This is a genomic window from Belliella aquatica, from assembly GCF_014637795.1.
In the GTDB taxonomy this organism is placed as follows: Bacteria; Bacteroidota; Bacteroidia; order Cytophagales; family Cyclobacteriaceae; genus Belliella; species Belliella aquatica.
This window is the reverse complement of sequence record NZ_BMFD01000007.1, coordinates 83,207-97,959: the sequence shown is the minus strand read 5'-3', so window position 1 is coordinate 97,959 and position 14,753 is coordinate 83,207. Positions and strand designations below refer to the sequence as shown.

The following is a 14,753-nucleotide window of genomic DNA, read 5'->3' as shown; positions in this document are numbered from 1 at the left end:
TAAACTAGCTAGCACCTATTCTTGTTATGACCCTGTTATGAAAGGATTCAGATTTACAAAATATATACCCCCACAAGATCCAGAAAAAAACAATTTTGAAAATTTGCTCAATATTTTTCTGCAACTAGTGACCATGACCGGTGGTGATGCAGCAGAAGCCTTGAGTTGGTTGACCAATTTGGATAAGCAATACAACCTCACTACCCCACAATATGGTATTGGAGATTTTATTGAAGACCTGAAGTCTAAGGGCTATTTAACCGAAGAAAATCAAAAAGGTGAATTTAAAATCACTGGCAAAGCTGAGCAATCAATCAGAAAATCAGCTTTGGAGGAAATTTTCGGTAAATTGAAAAAGTCGAAAGGTGGACAGCATAAAACTACCCACTCCGGAACCGGCGATGAAAAAGGAACCGACAGAAGACCTTATACTTTCGGAGATAATTTAGATCAGATAGCTTTGACGGATTCTTTGAGAAATGCCCAAGTGAATCATGGTTTTTCTGGAGATTACTTGTTGACTGAGGATGATTTGGAAGTAGTGGAAAATGAAGTCAGAACGCAAACTTCCACTGTCCTAATGATCGACATTTCCCATTCCATGATTCTCTATGGAGAAGACAGAATCACCCCTGCAAAGAAAGTGGCCATGGCCCTTGCAGAATTAATCAAAACCCGCTACCCAAAAGACACGCTCGATATCATTGTGTTTGGAAATGATGCTTGGCAAATAGAAATCAAGGATTTGCCTTATTTGCAAGTTGGTCCATACCATACCAATACTGTTGCAGGATTAGAACTAGCCATGGATTTGCTTCGCAGGAGAAAGAATCCCAACAAGCAAATATTCATGATCACAGATGGCAAACCCACCTGTCTGAAAGTTGGAATCAAATACTATAAAAATAGCTTTGGGATAGACAGCAAGATATTGAGTGAAACGCTCAAGTTAGCTGCGCAATGCCGAAAGCTAAAAATCCCCGTGACAACATTTATGATTGCTTCGGATCCTTATCTGAAGGAGTTTGTCAAAGAATTCACCAAAGTGAACAATGGAAATGCCTATTACAGTAGCTTGAAAGGGCTCGGAGATTTGATTTTTGAAGATTATAAGCGTAACAGAACTAAAAGATTTTAAAAAATGGAGTACAATAAATTGACTGCTAAAGAATTACTGAAAATAAAAACCTTGGGAGAACTGAAAGCCGCTGGCTATGAACCCAAGTCTATCAAAGAAGAACTCAGACAAAACTTGATCTCAAAAATCCAAAAGGGCGAAAATGTCTTTGAGGGAATTTGGGGCTACGAGGATACGGTAATTCCTGATATTGAAAGAGCCATTCTCTCTAGACACAATATCAATTTGCTTGGCTTGAGAGGTCAGGCAAAAACTAGAATTGCCAGGATGATGACTTTTTTATTGGACGAATTTGTACCCGTGATAGAAGGGTCCGAATTGAATGACGATCCACTTGCGCCTCTTTCAGCTTCTTCGTTAGCATTGATAGAAGCGAAAGGGGATCATACGCCAATCGGGTGGTGGCATCGAGCAGATCGCTATACTGAAAAATTGGCCACGCCAGATGTTTCAGTCGCCGATTTGATCGGTGATGTAGATCCGATCAAAGCTGCGACCATGAAGCTTTCATACAATGACGAACGGGTAATTCATTATGGATTGGTACCACGATCGCACAGATCGATTTTCGTGATCAACGAACTTCCTGATTTACAAGCGAGAATTCAGGTTGCACTTTTTAATATTTTGCAAGAAGGAGATATTCAGATCAGGGGATTTAAATTGAGGCTGCCATTGGATATTCAGTTTGTCTTCACTGCGAATCCGGAGGATTATACCAATAGAGGATCTATCGTGACACCATTGAAAGATAGGATAGAAAGTCAGATTATCACCCATTATCCAAAGACCATTGAAATCGGGAAGCAAATTACTGCCCAAGAAGCCAAGCTAGACGGGAAGCCTTTGGACAAAATCCATGTCCCTGAATTAATGAAGGATTTGATAGAGCAGATTGCGATAGAGGCAAGACATAGTGAGTATGTAGATGAGAAAAGTGGGGTTTCGGCAAGGTTGACGATCTCGGCTTACGAAAACTTAATTTCAGCTGCTGAAAGAAGACTCTATAAAAATAAAGAAGAAAATACAGTTGTTCGGATTTCAGATTTGATTGGTGTTATTCCTGCCATTACCGGAAAAGTAGAATTGGTTTATGAAGGAGAGCAAGAAGGCGCAGGTTTGGTCGCTTACAACTTGATAGGAAAAGCCATCAGAACCTTATTTGTGGATTATTTCCCTTCACCCGAACAAAAGAAAAAAGACAAAGAGGGTAATCCTTATGTGTTGCCATTATCTTGGTTTGGAGAGGGAAATTCCTTGGATGTCTTGGCATCACAATCTGACAAGGAATATAAATCAGAATTGCACAAAGTGCCAGGCTTAGAGGATATCATCACGGCAACCATCAAAGGACTTCCTGAAAAAGAGAAAGAATTCTTTATGGAATTTGCACTTCATGGATTGGCAGAATACAGTCAGTTGAGCAAGAAGCTTCTGGACACAGGCATGCAATTCAAAGACCTATTCAGTTCTATGTTTGACATGGGCGCCCCCGATGAAGACGACTTTGACGAGGATGATAATTGAATTTATTTGAATCTTGTCTTATATTTATAGGAGTGAACTTTGAGAAAAACATAAGAAGATGAACACAAAAGAAAAGTTTCATTTATTGATTGAAGGTATTGAGAATGAAAGGGAGCTGAATTCTTATTATCACCTAATTCAACGATTAAGTTTAAATACACAAGGAGAGCTTCTATCAGGTTTGTCTGCTCAAGAAAAAAATGAATTAGAGATAAGTTATCAAGAAAGTGAAGATCCAAATCAACTTATTCCTCAATCTGAAGTCGAAAAACAATTTAGTAAGTGGTTAAAAGGGTTGTGAATAAAAAGGGGCGTCAGCCCTGCAATCTTCGTAGAAAATAAGGTCTAATAATTAATATAAGGGGCGTAGCCCTGACATCTCTTAGTTTTCACATTAAATAAAATTCATTAAAAAAAAGTCCAGCTTCTGATTTAGAAGCTGGGCTTTTTGATTATATTATTATTTTTTAATTGAAACTCACTTTTCTAAAAACCATATCTTCCTCAGGGGTATCTAAAACACCTAAATAGAGCCCGTCATTTGTTAAAATTCTGGCCAAAAATGAGTACTCAGCTAAAATTGAGTTAAATAGGGTTTCTCCAAGCAAGTTAAAGTTTGCATCAAACTTTTGAATAGAGAATTCTCTAGTAGCAGCACTGTTCCTTTTGCCGTCTAAATCAGTCAAATCTTGAGATAAAACACAGATTCGATAGATAACTTCATTGTAATTGTCTGTAATGATGTCATGATAATAGCCTTCTTTGACCATCCATTCTATTTGGTTGATGCTTTGATTAACATCTAAAGGTGTTGGACTTTTTAAAAATGATGATTTGGCATCAAACCAATTATTTTTGTCGACACTAGAACTTTGAATTGAATCTTCATTTCTGAAAGAGATTAATATTTCAGTATCTGAATGCAAAGCATAATCAATTCCTAGTTTAGTATTGTTAAAGAAAAACTTACCATTTTTAATCTTATAACTATCTGGATATTCACCAAATATGGTTGCTTCATCGAGGGTTTTTAAATTAAGCTTTGCCAAAATCTTCCCATCATAATAGGCTTGTTCTTTTGGAGAAAAGGCACTTTGATGAATTCTAAAAATTAGATTTCCATTTTTATGAATCAGATTTTGAGAATTGTTTCCAAAGAAAAACTCGTATCCTTCTGGTAAATAGTCGTTAAGATTAAAAGCCTTTATAAAGTCACTGTCTGAATCCGACAAAAGTATTTTACCAAAAAAATCTATGAATAAAACAGAATCTTTTGATATTGGCAGCACTTCTGACAAGGAAAATTCATAGGCTTCAGGAACATCTGGTAAGGGAATAGTCCTTATAAAAGCACCATCTTCCCAGTTAAATAAATCTAATTGGGATGAGAGTTGGTTGAAACCATATAACAGATTTTCTTCAGAAAGAAGATAATGTTTGTTATAGCCTCCTATGGCTTCAGAAATATCAATTGTTTTTGTTTCTTCAAAAACTGGTGCTTTGATTTCAGATTTTTGTTCACAAGAGATAGTTGAAGTTAAAAGGATAAAAAGGAAAATGATATTTTTTTGCCGCATTGTGTTTAAAAGCTAATCCTTAAAGTTAATTAAAATTTATAAAAATATCGATTTTAACAGCAAGAATAAGTTGAGGTAATAATCATTTTTAAAAATCTACTGTATAGCTTACTTATTTCATTCTTTAATTAAAATATTCATCAATAAAAAAGCCCATCTCCTTCAGGAAATGGGCTTTTCTATTTTTTTTATCTTTATGATTAAAGCACTCTCTCAGCTTGGCTGAAAAAGAAATTACCTTCGATTGCTGCATTTTCGTCAGAGTCAGAACCGTGAACCGCATTTGCTTCGATAGATTTAGCGAAGATTTTTCTGATTGTTCCTTCCGCTGCATCAGCAGGATTGGTCGCACCGATCAATTTACGGAAGTCTTCTACTGCATTTTCTTTTTCTAAGATTGCAGCGAAGATAGGACCTGAAGACATGTAAGCACAAAGGTCAGCGTAGAAAGGTCTAGCTTGATGTACTTCGTAAAATTTACCAGCCAATTCAGGAGTTAATTTTGTAGCTTTCATTGCTACTACCTTGAAACCTGCTTCTTCGATCATTTTTAAAATTGCACCTGAATTACCCGCGCCAAAAGCATCAGGCTTGATCATTGTGAAAGTTCTGTTAGTTGCCATATTGATAGATTTATATCGTTTTTAGAATTAGGGTGCAAAAATACGGGAAATAAATGAAGTTCCGAATGTTGCATGTGAAATCTCTGTTATCTCTTTTGTTTTGAGGAGCTTAGGGATATTGGGATTTTCGGAAAATTATCCTGACCTTTGCGGACTGTGTTCTAAAAAGAGCAGTAACAAAAGCTTTATAATGCAAGCATTCGAGTTATTTAAAAATAAAATCGCCTCCCCAGCCAAAGTAGTAATTACCACCCATCATAAGCCCGATGCAGACGCCTTGGGATCTTCCTTGGGATTGGCTAACTACTTAATCAAAAAGGGCCACGAGGTAACTGTGATTACCCCTTCTGATTATCCTTCCTTCCTGCATTGGATGAAAGGAAATGAAGATGTAATCAATTTTGAAGATAAGAGCGTTCAAGAAATCGCAATAAAAAAAATTCAGGAAGCTGAAATCATTTTTTGTCTTGATTTTTCTTGTTTGAGTAGGCTTCAGTCTATGCAAGATTATGTCAAAGAATCCAAAGCCTACAAAGTAAATATTGACCATCATCAAGATCCAAAAGATTTCTGTGCTTTCCGATATTGGAGTACAGAGGCTGCTGCCACTTGTGAATTGATCTATGAATTGATTGAAAAAGTAGGGGACAAAGGTTTGTTGGATTCAGATATTGCAGATTGTCTCTATGCGGGCATCATGACAGATACCGGAGGCTTTAGGCATCCTAATACCACCAAAAATGTGCATTTGATCACCGCTGAACTCATTGAGCTAGGTGCAGATAATTCTAAAATCTCCAAACTGATCTATGATACCAACAGCGTCAATAGATTGAAATTCATTGGCTTTGCGATATCAAGAAGATTGGTTATCAATGAAGAGTTGAAAACGGCTTATTTTGCGATCAGCAAGAAGGATTTACGCAAGTATTCTTCTCAAACAGGTGATACCGAAGGTTTGGTCAATTATGCCCTTTCAATTGGAGGAATAAAAATAGCAGCACTATTTACGGAGAGAGAAGATGGGATTAAAATTTCCTTCCGATCGACAGAAGAAGTGGCTGTCAATAAATTTGCTCAAGAACATTTTAATGGTGGAGGACATAAAAATGCCTCTGGCGGAAAATCGGACTTGACTTTGAGCGAAACAACAGAGAAATTTGAAAAATTAATTAAAGAAAATTATAACACCTTATTCAAACAACTTGAACTTATCCATGAAAAAAATTAAAAATCTTCTATTATCAACCGTCGTTTTTGCATTGGCAATCGGAATGGTTTCTTGTACTAAAACGAAAAAAACGACAACTGATGGAATCGAATATACCTACATCAAAGAAGGTAAAGAAAGTCCAAAGAATGGGGAATATGTATTATATAATTTGATCGTACAAACAGAAGATGATTCCACTTTCATTTCTACATACGAGCAAATGGCTCCCCAGTATTTTATTTATGATGATTCTCTGGAGACAACTCTTGGGATTCAGGAAATCCTAATTGGATTGAGAAAAGGCGATAGCATCGTTTTCCAGGCTCCTGCTGTAAAGATTTTTGGTGAGTTCAATTCTCCACCATTTATCGGAGAGAATGGTGAAGTAAAAGTTCAAATCGGTGTATTTGACGTATTGGATGAACAAGGTGTTCAAGAATATTTTACTTCTTTACAAGAAGCACAAATGAAGAAGCAAGCTGAATTGTCTGTAAAGCAACTTGAAGAAGATGTGAAAATCATTGAAGAGTATGTTGCTGCAAATAATTTGAATGCAACCAGGACGGAATCGGGTCTATTTTACGTCATAGAAGAAGAAGGTACAGGAGATCAAATTGCAACTGGTCAGGTAGCATCAGTGCATTATGCAGGTTACTTGTTAGACGGAACTGTATTTGACACAAGTATCAAAGAAAAAGCACAGGAAGCTGGCGTATTCAGTGAGCAAAGAGATCAAATGGATGGTTATGCACCACTTGACGTAGAAGTAGGTATGGGTCGTGTAATTCCAGGATGGGATGAAGGTCTTGCGATGTTGAAAAAAGGTTCAAAAGCTAAATTCCTTATTCCTTCTACATTGGCTTACGGAGAAAGAGGTTCTGGCGCAGTCATCAAGCCAAACTCTGTATTAGTCTTTGACGTAGAAGTGACAGACGTAAAATAATTTGAATATATGAAAAGATTTGGCTTAGGATTATTATGTTGCTTAGCACTGATAAGCTGTGTTTCAGAATCAGAAAATGCAGAGGTACTTCGTGAGCGGGAGAGAGTAGCTTTCGAAGAATACATCACAGCAAATGATATAGTTGGAGTAAGAGTAGAGAGGGAGCCAGCCTTGGGTTTTATATTTATTTGGTTAGAAGAGTCTGGATCTGATGTAAAGCCTCAAGCTTTAGACACAATCAAGGTTGATTATGTTGGGAGATTGGTTAATAACTTAGTCTTTGATACTTCTATCGACTCTATCGCAAGAGAAGTTGGTATTTTTGATCCAAGAAGAAACTACCAACCATTTGAATACATTCACGATGTAGGATCAGTTGTTCTTGGGTTCGATTATGCCATTTCTAAAATGGATTATGGTGATAGAATGATTGCTTTTATACCGTCTATTTATGCATATGGTGCATCAGGTCAGGGAAATATTCGACCAAATACACCGTTGATATTTGAATTAGATTTATTATCAAAAGAGACAGAAGGAGAAGATTCTGGAGATTAAGCTATGAGAAATTTATTTTATTTGATAAGTTGTATTGTTTTCTTTACTTCATGTGATGATGCTGCCAGACTTACTGGTGGGCCAGTTTACAATGTTGAAGCTAACATGGCGATAGATAGAGCCAAAATTGATACATATCTAGCTAATACGCCGATAGACAGTCTTTATAGAATTCATGATCCCTCTGGAGTTATCATAATAGTTCAAGAAGAAGGTGAAGGAACAAGACCTGTTTCCAATACAGTTGTATATACAGATTATATCGGGAGTTTATTAGATGGTTCTGTTTTTGACACAAGTTTTGAAGCTGTAGCAAGGGAAAACGATATCTTTCAAGAGTCTAGAGATTACACTCCTCTCGTATTCACAATTCCAGCTCCAGGTGTAGCAGGGAATACAATCCAAGGATTTAATTTCGGGTTTAGAAGATTGAGGCCAGGCGCCAAAGCAGTATTGATAATTCCTTCTCCATTAGCTTACAGAGATGATGTTAGAGAAAATATACCAACAAACTCTATCCTTAGATTTGATATAGATTTCCGAGGAATAGATTAAGGAAATCAATTATATAATGAACAAAGGCAGCTTATTTAGCTGCCTTTGTTGTTTTCGGGAATAGCGCAGGAATGTGTTTTTTGTAATCAAGGTATTCCTGACCATATAGCTCAATTAACTTTTTCTCTTCATAAAATATCCCAAAAGGAAGATATGCTAACAATGCGATCAAATGGATCATAGATGCAGCATTGGGGTTGAATAGAAAATATCCGATAAAAATCCCTATCAGGCCAGTATAGATAGGATGTCTGATGTATTTGTAAATCCCTGAAGTAACCAACTCCTCTTTTTCTCCTTCCAAATTATTATGGGGAATCAATCCGATGAATTTAGCCCCGCTGAAATACTTCAAAGACCTGACAATTATAATAGTTCCTAATCCCGCAGTCAAATATCCTAGGTACAACAGACTTGGGGATTGCTGGAAAATCATCAGCTTTTGGAGGCTTCCTGCATAGAGGAAAATAAAGAAAATAAAGCCTATTGAAATCAAACTGTAGATCAAGCGATACCATTTATAGGCCTTACCCATGATTCCTTGGATTTTTCTTTTTATCTTGAGACTCGCGAGTATGCTATGCGAGGCATAGAAAATAACCCAAAGAAAAACCAAAACAAAGTACATCATGAAGCTAAAGTTTTTAAGAAAATCCAGATTATTCTGATAAGTTTTTCAGAGTAGGTGGAGCTAAGAAGCAACACCATACTATTCCAAAGATAAAGAATCTTACACGCTTATTGTTTGACTGAAATGAAAATAGCATTAATCAAAGAAGGGAAAACCCCTGCTGATAAAAGAGTTGCATTTACTCCCGAACAGGTTTTGGAAATTCACCGCGCTTACAAGAACATTGAGATTTTTGTTGAGTCTAGTGATGTGAGATGTTATGACGATGAAGAGTACGCCGCTTTAGGAATTCAAGTAGTGAAAGATGTTTCGGCATGCGATGTGTTTTTTGGGATCAAGGAAGTTTCCATTTATAACTTGATTTCTGATAAAACATACTTCTTTTTTTCTCACACAATCAAAAAGCAATCTTATAATAGAGATTTGTTACAAGCCGTAGTCGACAAAAATATTACAATGCTGGACTACGAGGTGCTTAAAAATGCATCCGGCGAAAGAATTGCCGCATTTGGAAGATGGGCTGGTATCGTAGGAGCTTACAATGCGCTATGGACCTATGGAAAGAAGACAGATTTATATCATATCAAGCGTGCTTTTGAATGCTTCGATCGGCAAGAACTGAAATCTGAGTTGAAAAAAGTGCAACTGCCTCCCATCAAGATTGTGGTGACGGGAACAGGAAGAGTTGGGAAAGGCGTGCTTGAAGTTCTTCAGGCAGTAGGGATTCGGCAGATCGAACCCCATGATTTTCTTTTTAATTACTACGAGGAGCCTGTCTTTACTCTACTTTCTTCTTCTCATTTCAATAGAAGGAAGACTGATGGGGGATATGATAAAAGTGAATTTTACAGTCAACCAGAAAAGTATGAAAGTCATTTTCTGAAATACGCAGAAGTCAGTGACATCCTGATTTCAGGAGCATATTGGGATAACAGAGCACCACGTTTATTCAAGAAAACTGACATCAAATCAGAGGACTTTAGTATTTCAGTGATTGCAGACATCACCTGTGATATCAACGGTTCTCTGCCTACAACCATAAGGGCAAGCAAGGTCAATAGTCCAGTATATGATATTGACAGAGATACTTTTGAAGAGCTTCCCGCTTTTGGGAAGCAGTTTAGTATCTCGGTGATGGCTATTGATAATCTCCCTACCGAGCTTCCTCGAGATGCCTCGAAGGATTTTGGTGAGCAGTTGATCAAAAACATCATCCCCGAGTTGCAAAAGACAAAGTCAGATATTTTAGAAAAGGCAACAGTCACCCAAGGAGGAGATTTGACGCTAGAGTTTTTATATTTGAGGGATTTTTTGAATGGAATAAATAGCGAAGAAAAATGAAGCATATAGAGAGATATATCGAGCAGACCATATTGAAGCCACTAACCGTAGACTCTGATATTGAAAATCTGGTAAATGAAGCGAAAATTCATGGTTTTGTTGGAATTTGCGTCCCACCTTTTTGGGTCAAAAAGGCAAAAAGAGAGATTGGGGAGGCGCCTATTCAGCTTGTTACGGTCATTGGATTTCCGCTGGGCTACAACATGACAGAAACCAAAGTTTCCGAAACAGAATTGGCAATCAAAGAAGGGGCAGATGAGATTGATGTAGTTTGGTCCCTGACTGCTTTTAAAGCGGGTTTGAATTGGCCAAAAATAGAATTGGCGAAGTTGGCTACTTTATGTCATCAGCATGAGCGGATTTTGAAAGTTATCATAGAAACTGCCTACCTCAGCGATGAAGAAATTGTGCAAGCTTGTGAAATCTGTCGTGATGCAGGGGTGGATTATGTGAAGACATCAACAGGTTTTGCTCCTGAAGGAGCGAAAGTAGAGCATATTGCATTGATGAGGGCAAACTTACCAAGTAATGTAGGGATCAAAGCCAGTGGAGGGATCAAAACATTCGCACAAGCCAAAGCATTGATTGAAGCCGGCGCTGATAGAATAGGGACAAGTTCAGGGGTGCAGATTGTAGCAGAACAACAGGCTCAACAAAGTTAATGCTTTGTTGAAACCTCTGTTTCGATAGGTTTTTTGTATTTGTAGTGCGATTGTCTCAAATCCTCGTTTTTGTTGAAATAAATCAAGAGGAAAGGGATAACGAAGAAAGTCAAAAGGATATAAGCAAATCCAACAAGTCTTGTTCTTACAGATTCTCTTCCCAAGAAAGTAGCGATTTTTACAGGGATTTTGCGAATGGATGGGAAAGGCAAAAAGATTGCCGCACCTAGTAAGTTAAAAAGTATATGGACAATGGCTATGCTGATAGCAGCTTCGGTTTTGTAGATAGCTGCGATCACAGCAGTGATTGTAGTACCAATATTGGCCCCAATGATAAAAGGAAAAACTTTGATCAACGACACACGTCTATTTGCTACTGCAGGAACAATCAGTGACGTGGTGACTGTACTAGACTGCACAGCAGCGGTAAAAAAGATCCCATAAAGAAATGCGATTCCTGGGTTTTTGAAAATATGCTTGCTGACTTTTTTGAAATTACCAGAGACAAATGACTTGAATACAGTCTCAGACAAGATTTTAATTGCCAAAAAGACAAATATTACACTTAGAATCAGGCCGATAATAGGCATGTTGATTAAATCAATCAGCCAAATTGTAGCAGGTCTTGTGAAAATCACATTGTATTGGTAATTGCTATCATTGCTCGCACTAGAATCAAAAAAGGTGTTGGTCAAAAATATCGCCGTATTACTTAAAAACCCAAAATACATTTCTAATGGGAAAAGTATAATAACAGTGATGATATTGAAAATATCGTGAATAACACCCGCCGAAAGAGCTTTTTTGAACTCTCCTTTTTTCATAATAAAAGAAAAAGAGACCAATGTACTGGTTAAAGTTGTCCCAATATTCGCACCCATGATAAGAGGCACTGCTTGCATCAGGTTGAGATTTCCAGAAGCGACTACAGCAACGATCATTGCCGTGACCGTAGAACTACTCTGAATCAATGCAGTCATCAATAAGCCGATGAATAAACCTACAAATGGATTATTGGTTGCTTGAAGAATGTCTTTCGCTATTCCGCTGTTGATCTGAAGCATAGATACAGTGAGCAAGTCTATGGAGAACATAAACAGCAACAATGCAAAAATCATCTGCAAGAAGAAGATCGCTTTCTTGGGTTGTTTTACAGCTTCAGTTAATTCAGTCATGTAGAGCAAACCCAACGGTAGGGTTTAGTAGTCTAAAATTTTACACAAATTAAAAGTAGATACAGCAATTAACAGCTGAAAACGTATGAAGATATTGTTAATATTAATTCCAATTGAAAGGTGAAAGAAATTGAGTATTTGATATTTTATTCTTTACTTTTATCTGATCATTATCTATTATTTGGTTTAAACTCTCATATAACTGACGATAGTAGCCAAGACTTACTGTTAAGAAATGGTATCATTGACTTAACAATTTGTTAACATTTAAGCCAAAGAATCTTCTTTAACTTTGTATCCGAATTTACAACCGCCAAATCAAAATCATGGCTAAACTTAAAGATCAAAACATCAATCAGGACGCCTTATCTAAAGCCTCCTATTCACTTTTTGATTTCACTAGAAAAGAAAAACCCTTTCTTATTGTCATACTTGTCCTTGTTTCTGTTGCAGGGATAATTACCCCATATACCTATGCAGCCATGTGGTTTGGGTTTGCACTTGCAGCTTACTCGGCTATTGCGAATGACAGTATTCAGACCATTGGTACTTTCATTGCATCCAACCAAAACAGGAAGTGGTATTGGCTTTGGCTTTTCATGGGCTTGATTTTCGTAGGAACAGTTACCTACAGTTGGTTTACCTACAACGGCGATGTGAGTTATGAAAGATTGCAAGTTCCAGGTCTTGAAGTAGCGCCTACCAACTTTGTGTTTTTACAGCTAGCAGCACCTATCGTTTTGTTGGTGATGACAAGGCTCAGGATGCCAGTTTCTACGACCTTTCTTTTGCTTAATGTATTTACTTACAAAGCAGGGACCATAGTCAGTGTGATGCAAAAGAGTTTTTTGGGTTATTTATTGGCCTTTTTTATTGCAATCATCGTTTGGTTTGTCCTTGAGAAATTTGTAAAAACCTACTTAAAAGGTGAAGCAAAACCTTATTGGTATGTGCTGCAATGGGTGACTTCTGGAACGCTTTGGGCAGTTTGGATTATGCAAGATGCTGCGAACATTGCCGTATTCTTACCACGACAGTTGAATGTGTGGGAATTTATAGCTTACGCAGGTTTTGTGTTTATAGGTTTAGGATTTTTATTCTACATGAAAGGTGACAGAATTCAAGGAATTGTCACAGAAAAAACAAAAGTAACAGACGTGAGAGCAGCCACAATAGTGGATTTTGTGTATGCGGTCATACTTTTCTATTTTAAAATCATGAGTAATGTGCCTATGAGTACTACATGGGTATTCATTGGCTTGTTGGGTGGCCGAGAATTATCCATAGCCTTGGCTAAATCTAGAAAACTGAAGAAAAGACGAGCACGTCTAGTACGTGCTTATAGACTAGCCAAGAAGGATGTGGTAAGAGCAATGATAGGTTTATTGGTCTCTCTTATACTTGCATTGATTATCAATGAAGGTGTTAGAAAAGAAATGATTGATTTAATCTTCTAAAAGCTATTTCGTATAAAATTCTAAGGAATATAGGAGATAGCTCACTTCGTCCGATAGGACTTCTTTTAAAATAAGGCGTAATCCTTTTCAAGGTTTGCGCCTTATTTATTTAAAGGTATTTTTGATACTTATATTTAACCTGATTGATTCTCCAATCAGATAGCTATGATTCTTGGGATTTAAGATAAGAAAATGGACCTTTTCACAGACGAGTATTTTATGAATGAAGCCATGAAAATGGCCAAAATTGCCTTTGAGGAAAATGAAATTCCGGTAGGTGCGGTCATCGTGTGCCGCAACAAAGTCATTGCAAGAGCTTACAATCAGACCGAAAAACTTACAGATGCCACAGCCCACGCAGAAATGTTGGCCATCACTTCAGCTGCGAATTCTCTTGGCTCAAAATATCTGAATGAATGCAAACTCTATGTCACCTTAGAGCCTTGTGTGATGTGTGCAGGCGCTTCTTTTTGGTCCCAATTAGGAGAAATTCATTATGCAGCTTCTGATCCCAATAGAGGATTTGCGAGGCTATCGGAAACGGTGATCCATCCCAAAACGAAAGTAAAAGCAGGTCTTATGGCTGCTGAAGCCAAGCAACTCTTGGATGATTTTTTCAAAAAGCTAAGAAATTGAGATGTTTTGAAGCAAAAGAGAACCATTTCCAAAAACTGTTGGTTTGTTTAATGTATCTCAAAAAGAGAATTTAATATTTATTTCAAACTATAAAACTTTATAACAAATGGCTTTTGAACTTCCAAAATTACCCTACGACTTTAATGCGCTAGAGCCGCATATTGATGCAAAAACTATGGAAATCCACCATGGTAAGCACCACAATGCTTATGTAACTAACTTGAACAATGCGATCGCAGGAACTGACCTTGAAGGAAAGTCTCTTGAAGAATTGATGAAAGTAGCTGGTTCAAATGCAGCAGTAAGAAACAATGGTGGAGGTCACTTCAACCACAGCCTTTTTTGGACTATCCTTGCACCAAACGGTGGAGGTCAGCCTTCTGGCGATTTAGCTTCAGCTATTGATGCCAAGTTCGGTTCTTTCGATGCTTTCAAAGAAGAATTCAACAAAGCAGCAGCGACTAGATTCGGTTCTGGCTGGGCTTGGCTTTGTGTAGATGAGAAAAAAGAGCTTTGTGTATGCTCTTCTCCAAACCAAGATAATCCATTGATGGACGTAGCTGAGTGCCCGGGTACTCCAATCCTAGGTCTTGATGTATGGGAGCATGCTTACTATTTGAATTATCAGAACAGAAGACCTGACTATGTAGGTGCTTTCTGGAACTTGGTCAACTGGGACGAAGTAAGCAAAAGATTTGCAGCAGCTAAATAATTAAG

General features: G+C 37.5%; 16 protein-coding genes. 12 read left to right on the top strand and 4 right to left on the bottom strand.

All coding sequences use genetic code 11. From position 1 onward, the window contains the following. Nucleotides 1-37: 37 nt before the first annotated feature. Genes IEV57_RS11540 through IEV57_RS11530 form a run of 3 tightly spaced genes read left to right on the top strand, consistent with a single transcriptional unit; the run spans nucleotide 38 to nucleotide 2,966 of the window. Complete coding sequence (locus IEV57_RS11540; RefSeq protein ID WP_188442936.1) at nucleotides 38-1,138, top strand: vWA domain-containing protein; 1,101 nt, start codon at nucleotides 38-40, stop codon at nucleotides 1,136-1,138. Nucleotides 1,139-1,141: 3 nt separating this feature from the next. Beyond that, nucleotides 1,142-2,665, top strand: a complete 1,524-nt coding sequence (locus tag IEV57_RS11535) for a P-loop NTPase family protein (protein WP_188442934.1) — start codon at nucleotides 1,142-1,144, stop codon at nucleotides 2,663-2,665. A 58-nt stretch (nucleotides 2,666-2,723) separates the two neighbouring features. Next, nucleotides 2,724-2,966 (top strand): hypothetical protein, encoded by a 243-nt coding sequence (locus IEV57_RS11530; RefSeq protein ID WP_188442932.1) that lies wholly within the window; start codon nucleotides 2,724-2,726, stop codon nucleotides 2,964-2,966. Between the two features lie 166 nt (nucleotides 2,967-3,132). Here the strand turns inward: IEV57_RS11530 and IEV57_RS11525 are convergent, their stop codons facing one another. Both IEV57_RS11525 and IEV57_RS11520 read right to left on the bottom strand, forming a co-directional pair. Then, entirely contained in the window at nucleotides 3,133-4,242 is a 1,110-nt protein-coding gene (locus tag IEV57_RS11525) for a DUF4221 family protein (RefSeq protein WP_188442930.1), read from the bottom strand. A gap of 200 nt (nucleotides 4,243-4,442) precedes the next feature. Beyond that, complete coding sequence (locus IEV57_RS11520; RefSeq protein WP_188442928.1) at nucleotides 4,443-4,865, bottom strand: nucleoside-diphosphate kinase; 423 nt, start codon at nucleotides 4,863-4,865, stop codon at nucleotides 4,443-4,445. 190 nt (nucleotides 4,866-5,055) lie between these two features. On the opposite strand from IEV57_RS11520, the gene IEV57_RS11515 reads away from it, so the two are divergent. Genes IEV57_RS11515 through IEV57_RS11500 form a run of 4 tightly spaced genes read left to right on the top strand, consistent with a single transcriptional unit; the run spans nucleotide 5,056 to nucleotide 8,134 of the window. Continuing rightward, nucleotides 5,056-6,096 (top strand): DHH family phosphoesterase, encoded by a 1,041-nt coding sequence (locus IEV57_RS11515; RefSeq protein ID WP_188442926.1) that lies wholly within the window; start codon nucleotides 5,056-5,058, stop codon nucleotides 6,094-6,096. Next, on the top strand, nucleotides 6,083-7,021 hold the full coding sequence (locus IEV57_RS11510; RefSeq protein WP_188442924.1) for an FKBP-type peptidyl-prolyl cis-trans isomerase: 939 nt from the start codon (nucleotides 6,083-6,085) through the stop codon (nucleotides 7,019-7,021). The genes IEV57_RS11515 and IEV57_RS11510 overlap by 14 nt, the downstream gene beginning before the upstream one ends. 9 nt (nucleotides 7,022-7,030) lie before the next feature. Further along, nucleotides 7,031-7,579 (top strand): FKBP-type peptidyl-prolyl cis-trans isomerase, encoded by a 549-nt coding sequence (locus IEV57_RS11505; protein ID WP_188442922.1) that lies wholly within the window; start codon nucleotides 7,031-7,033, stop codon nucleotides 7,577-7,579. A gap of 3 nt (nucleotides 7,580-7,582) precedes the next feature. Continuing rightward, entirely contained in the window at nucleotides 7,583-8,134 is a 552-nt protein-coding gene (locus IEV57_RS11500; protein ID WP_188442920.1) for an FKBP-type peptidyl-prolyl cis-trans isomerase, read from the top strand. 31 nt (nucleotides 8,135-8,165) lie between these two features. On the opposite strand, the gene IEV57_RS11495 is transcribed toward IEV57_RS11500, so the two are convergent. After that, on the bottom strand, nucleotides 8,166-8,765 hold the full coding sequence (locus IEV57_RS11495) for a methyltransferase family protein (protein WP_188442918.1): 600 nt from the start codon (nucleotides 8,763-8,765) through the stop codon (nucleotides 8,166-8,168). 123 nt (nucleotides 8,766-8,888) lie between these two features. Between IEV57_RS11495 and IEV57_RS11490 the strand changes: the two genes are divergently transcribed. Both IEV57_RS11490 and deoC read left to right on the top strand, forming a co-directional pair. After that, nucleotides 8,889-10,106, top strand: a complete 1,218-nt coding sequence (locus tag IEV57_RS11490) for an NAD(P)-dependent oxidoreductase (protein WP_188442916.1) — start codon at nucleotides 8,889-8,891, stop codon at nucleotides 10,104-10,106. Then, nucleotides 10,103-10,768, top strand: coding sequence for a deoxyribose-phosphate aldolase (gene deoC, locus IEV57_RS11485; protein WP_188442914.1), 666 nt, complete (start codon nucleotides 10,103-10,105; stop codon nucleotides 10,766-10,768). The genes IEV57_RS11490 and deoC overlap by 4 nt, the downstream gene beginning before the upstream one ends. Here the strand turns inward: deoC and IEV57_RS11480 are convergent. Further along, a complete protein-coding gene (locus IEV57_RS11480; RefSeq protein ID WP_188442912.1) occupies nucleotides 10,765-11,943 on the bottom strand; it encodes a Na/Pi symporter in 1,179 nt (392 codons plus the stop codon). The genes deoC and IEV57_RS11480 overlap by 4 nt on opposite strands. A 326-nt stretch (nucleotides 11,944-12,269) precedes the next feature. Between IEV57_RS11480 and IEV57_RS11475 the strand changes: the two genes are divergently transcribed. From IEV57_RS11475 to IEV57_RS11465, 3 genes are all read left to right on the top strand, one after another. After that, nucleotides 12,270-13,400 (top strand): hypothetical protein, encoded by a 1,131-nt coding sequence (locus IEV57_RS11475; RefSeq protein ID WP_188442910.1) that lies wholly within the window; start codon nucleotides 12,270-12,272, stop codon nucleotides 13,398-13,400. A gap of 192 nt (nucleotides 13,401-13,592) precedes the next feature. Beyond that, complete coding sequence (locus tag IEV57_RS11470; protein ID WP_188442907.1) at nucleotides 13,593-14,036, top strand: nucleoside deaminase; 444 nt, start codon at nucleotides 13,593-13,595, stop codon at nucleotides 14,034-14,036. Between the two features lie 106 nt (nucleotides 14,037-14,142). Next, a complete protein-coding gene (locus tag IEV57_RS11465) occupies nucleotides 14,143-14,748 on the top strand; it encodes a superoxide dismutase (protein ID WP_188442905.1) in 606 nt (201 codons plus the stop codon). Nucleotides 14,749-14,753 lie beyond the last annotated feature (5 nt).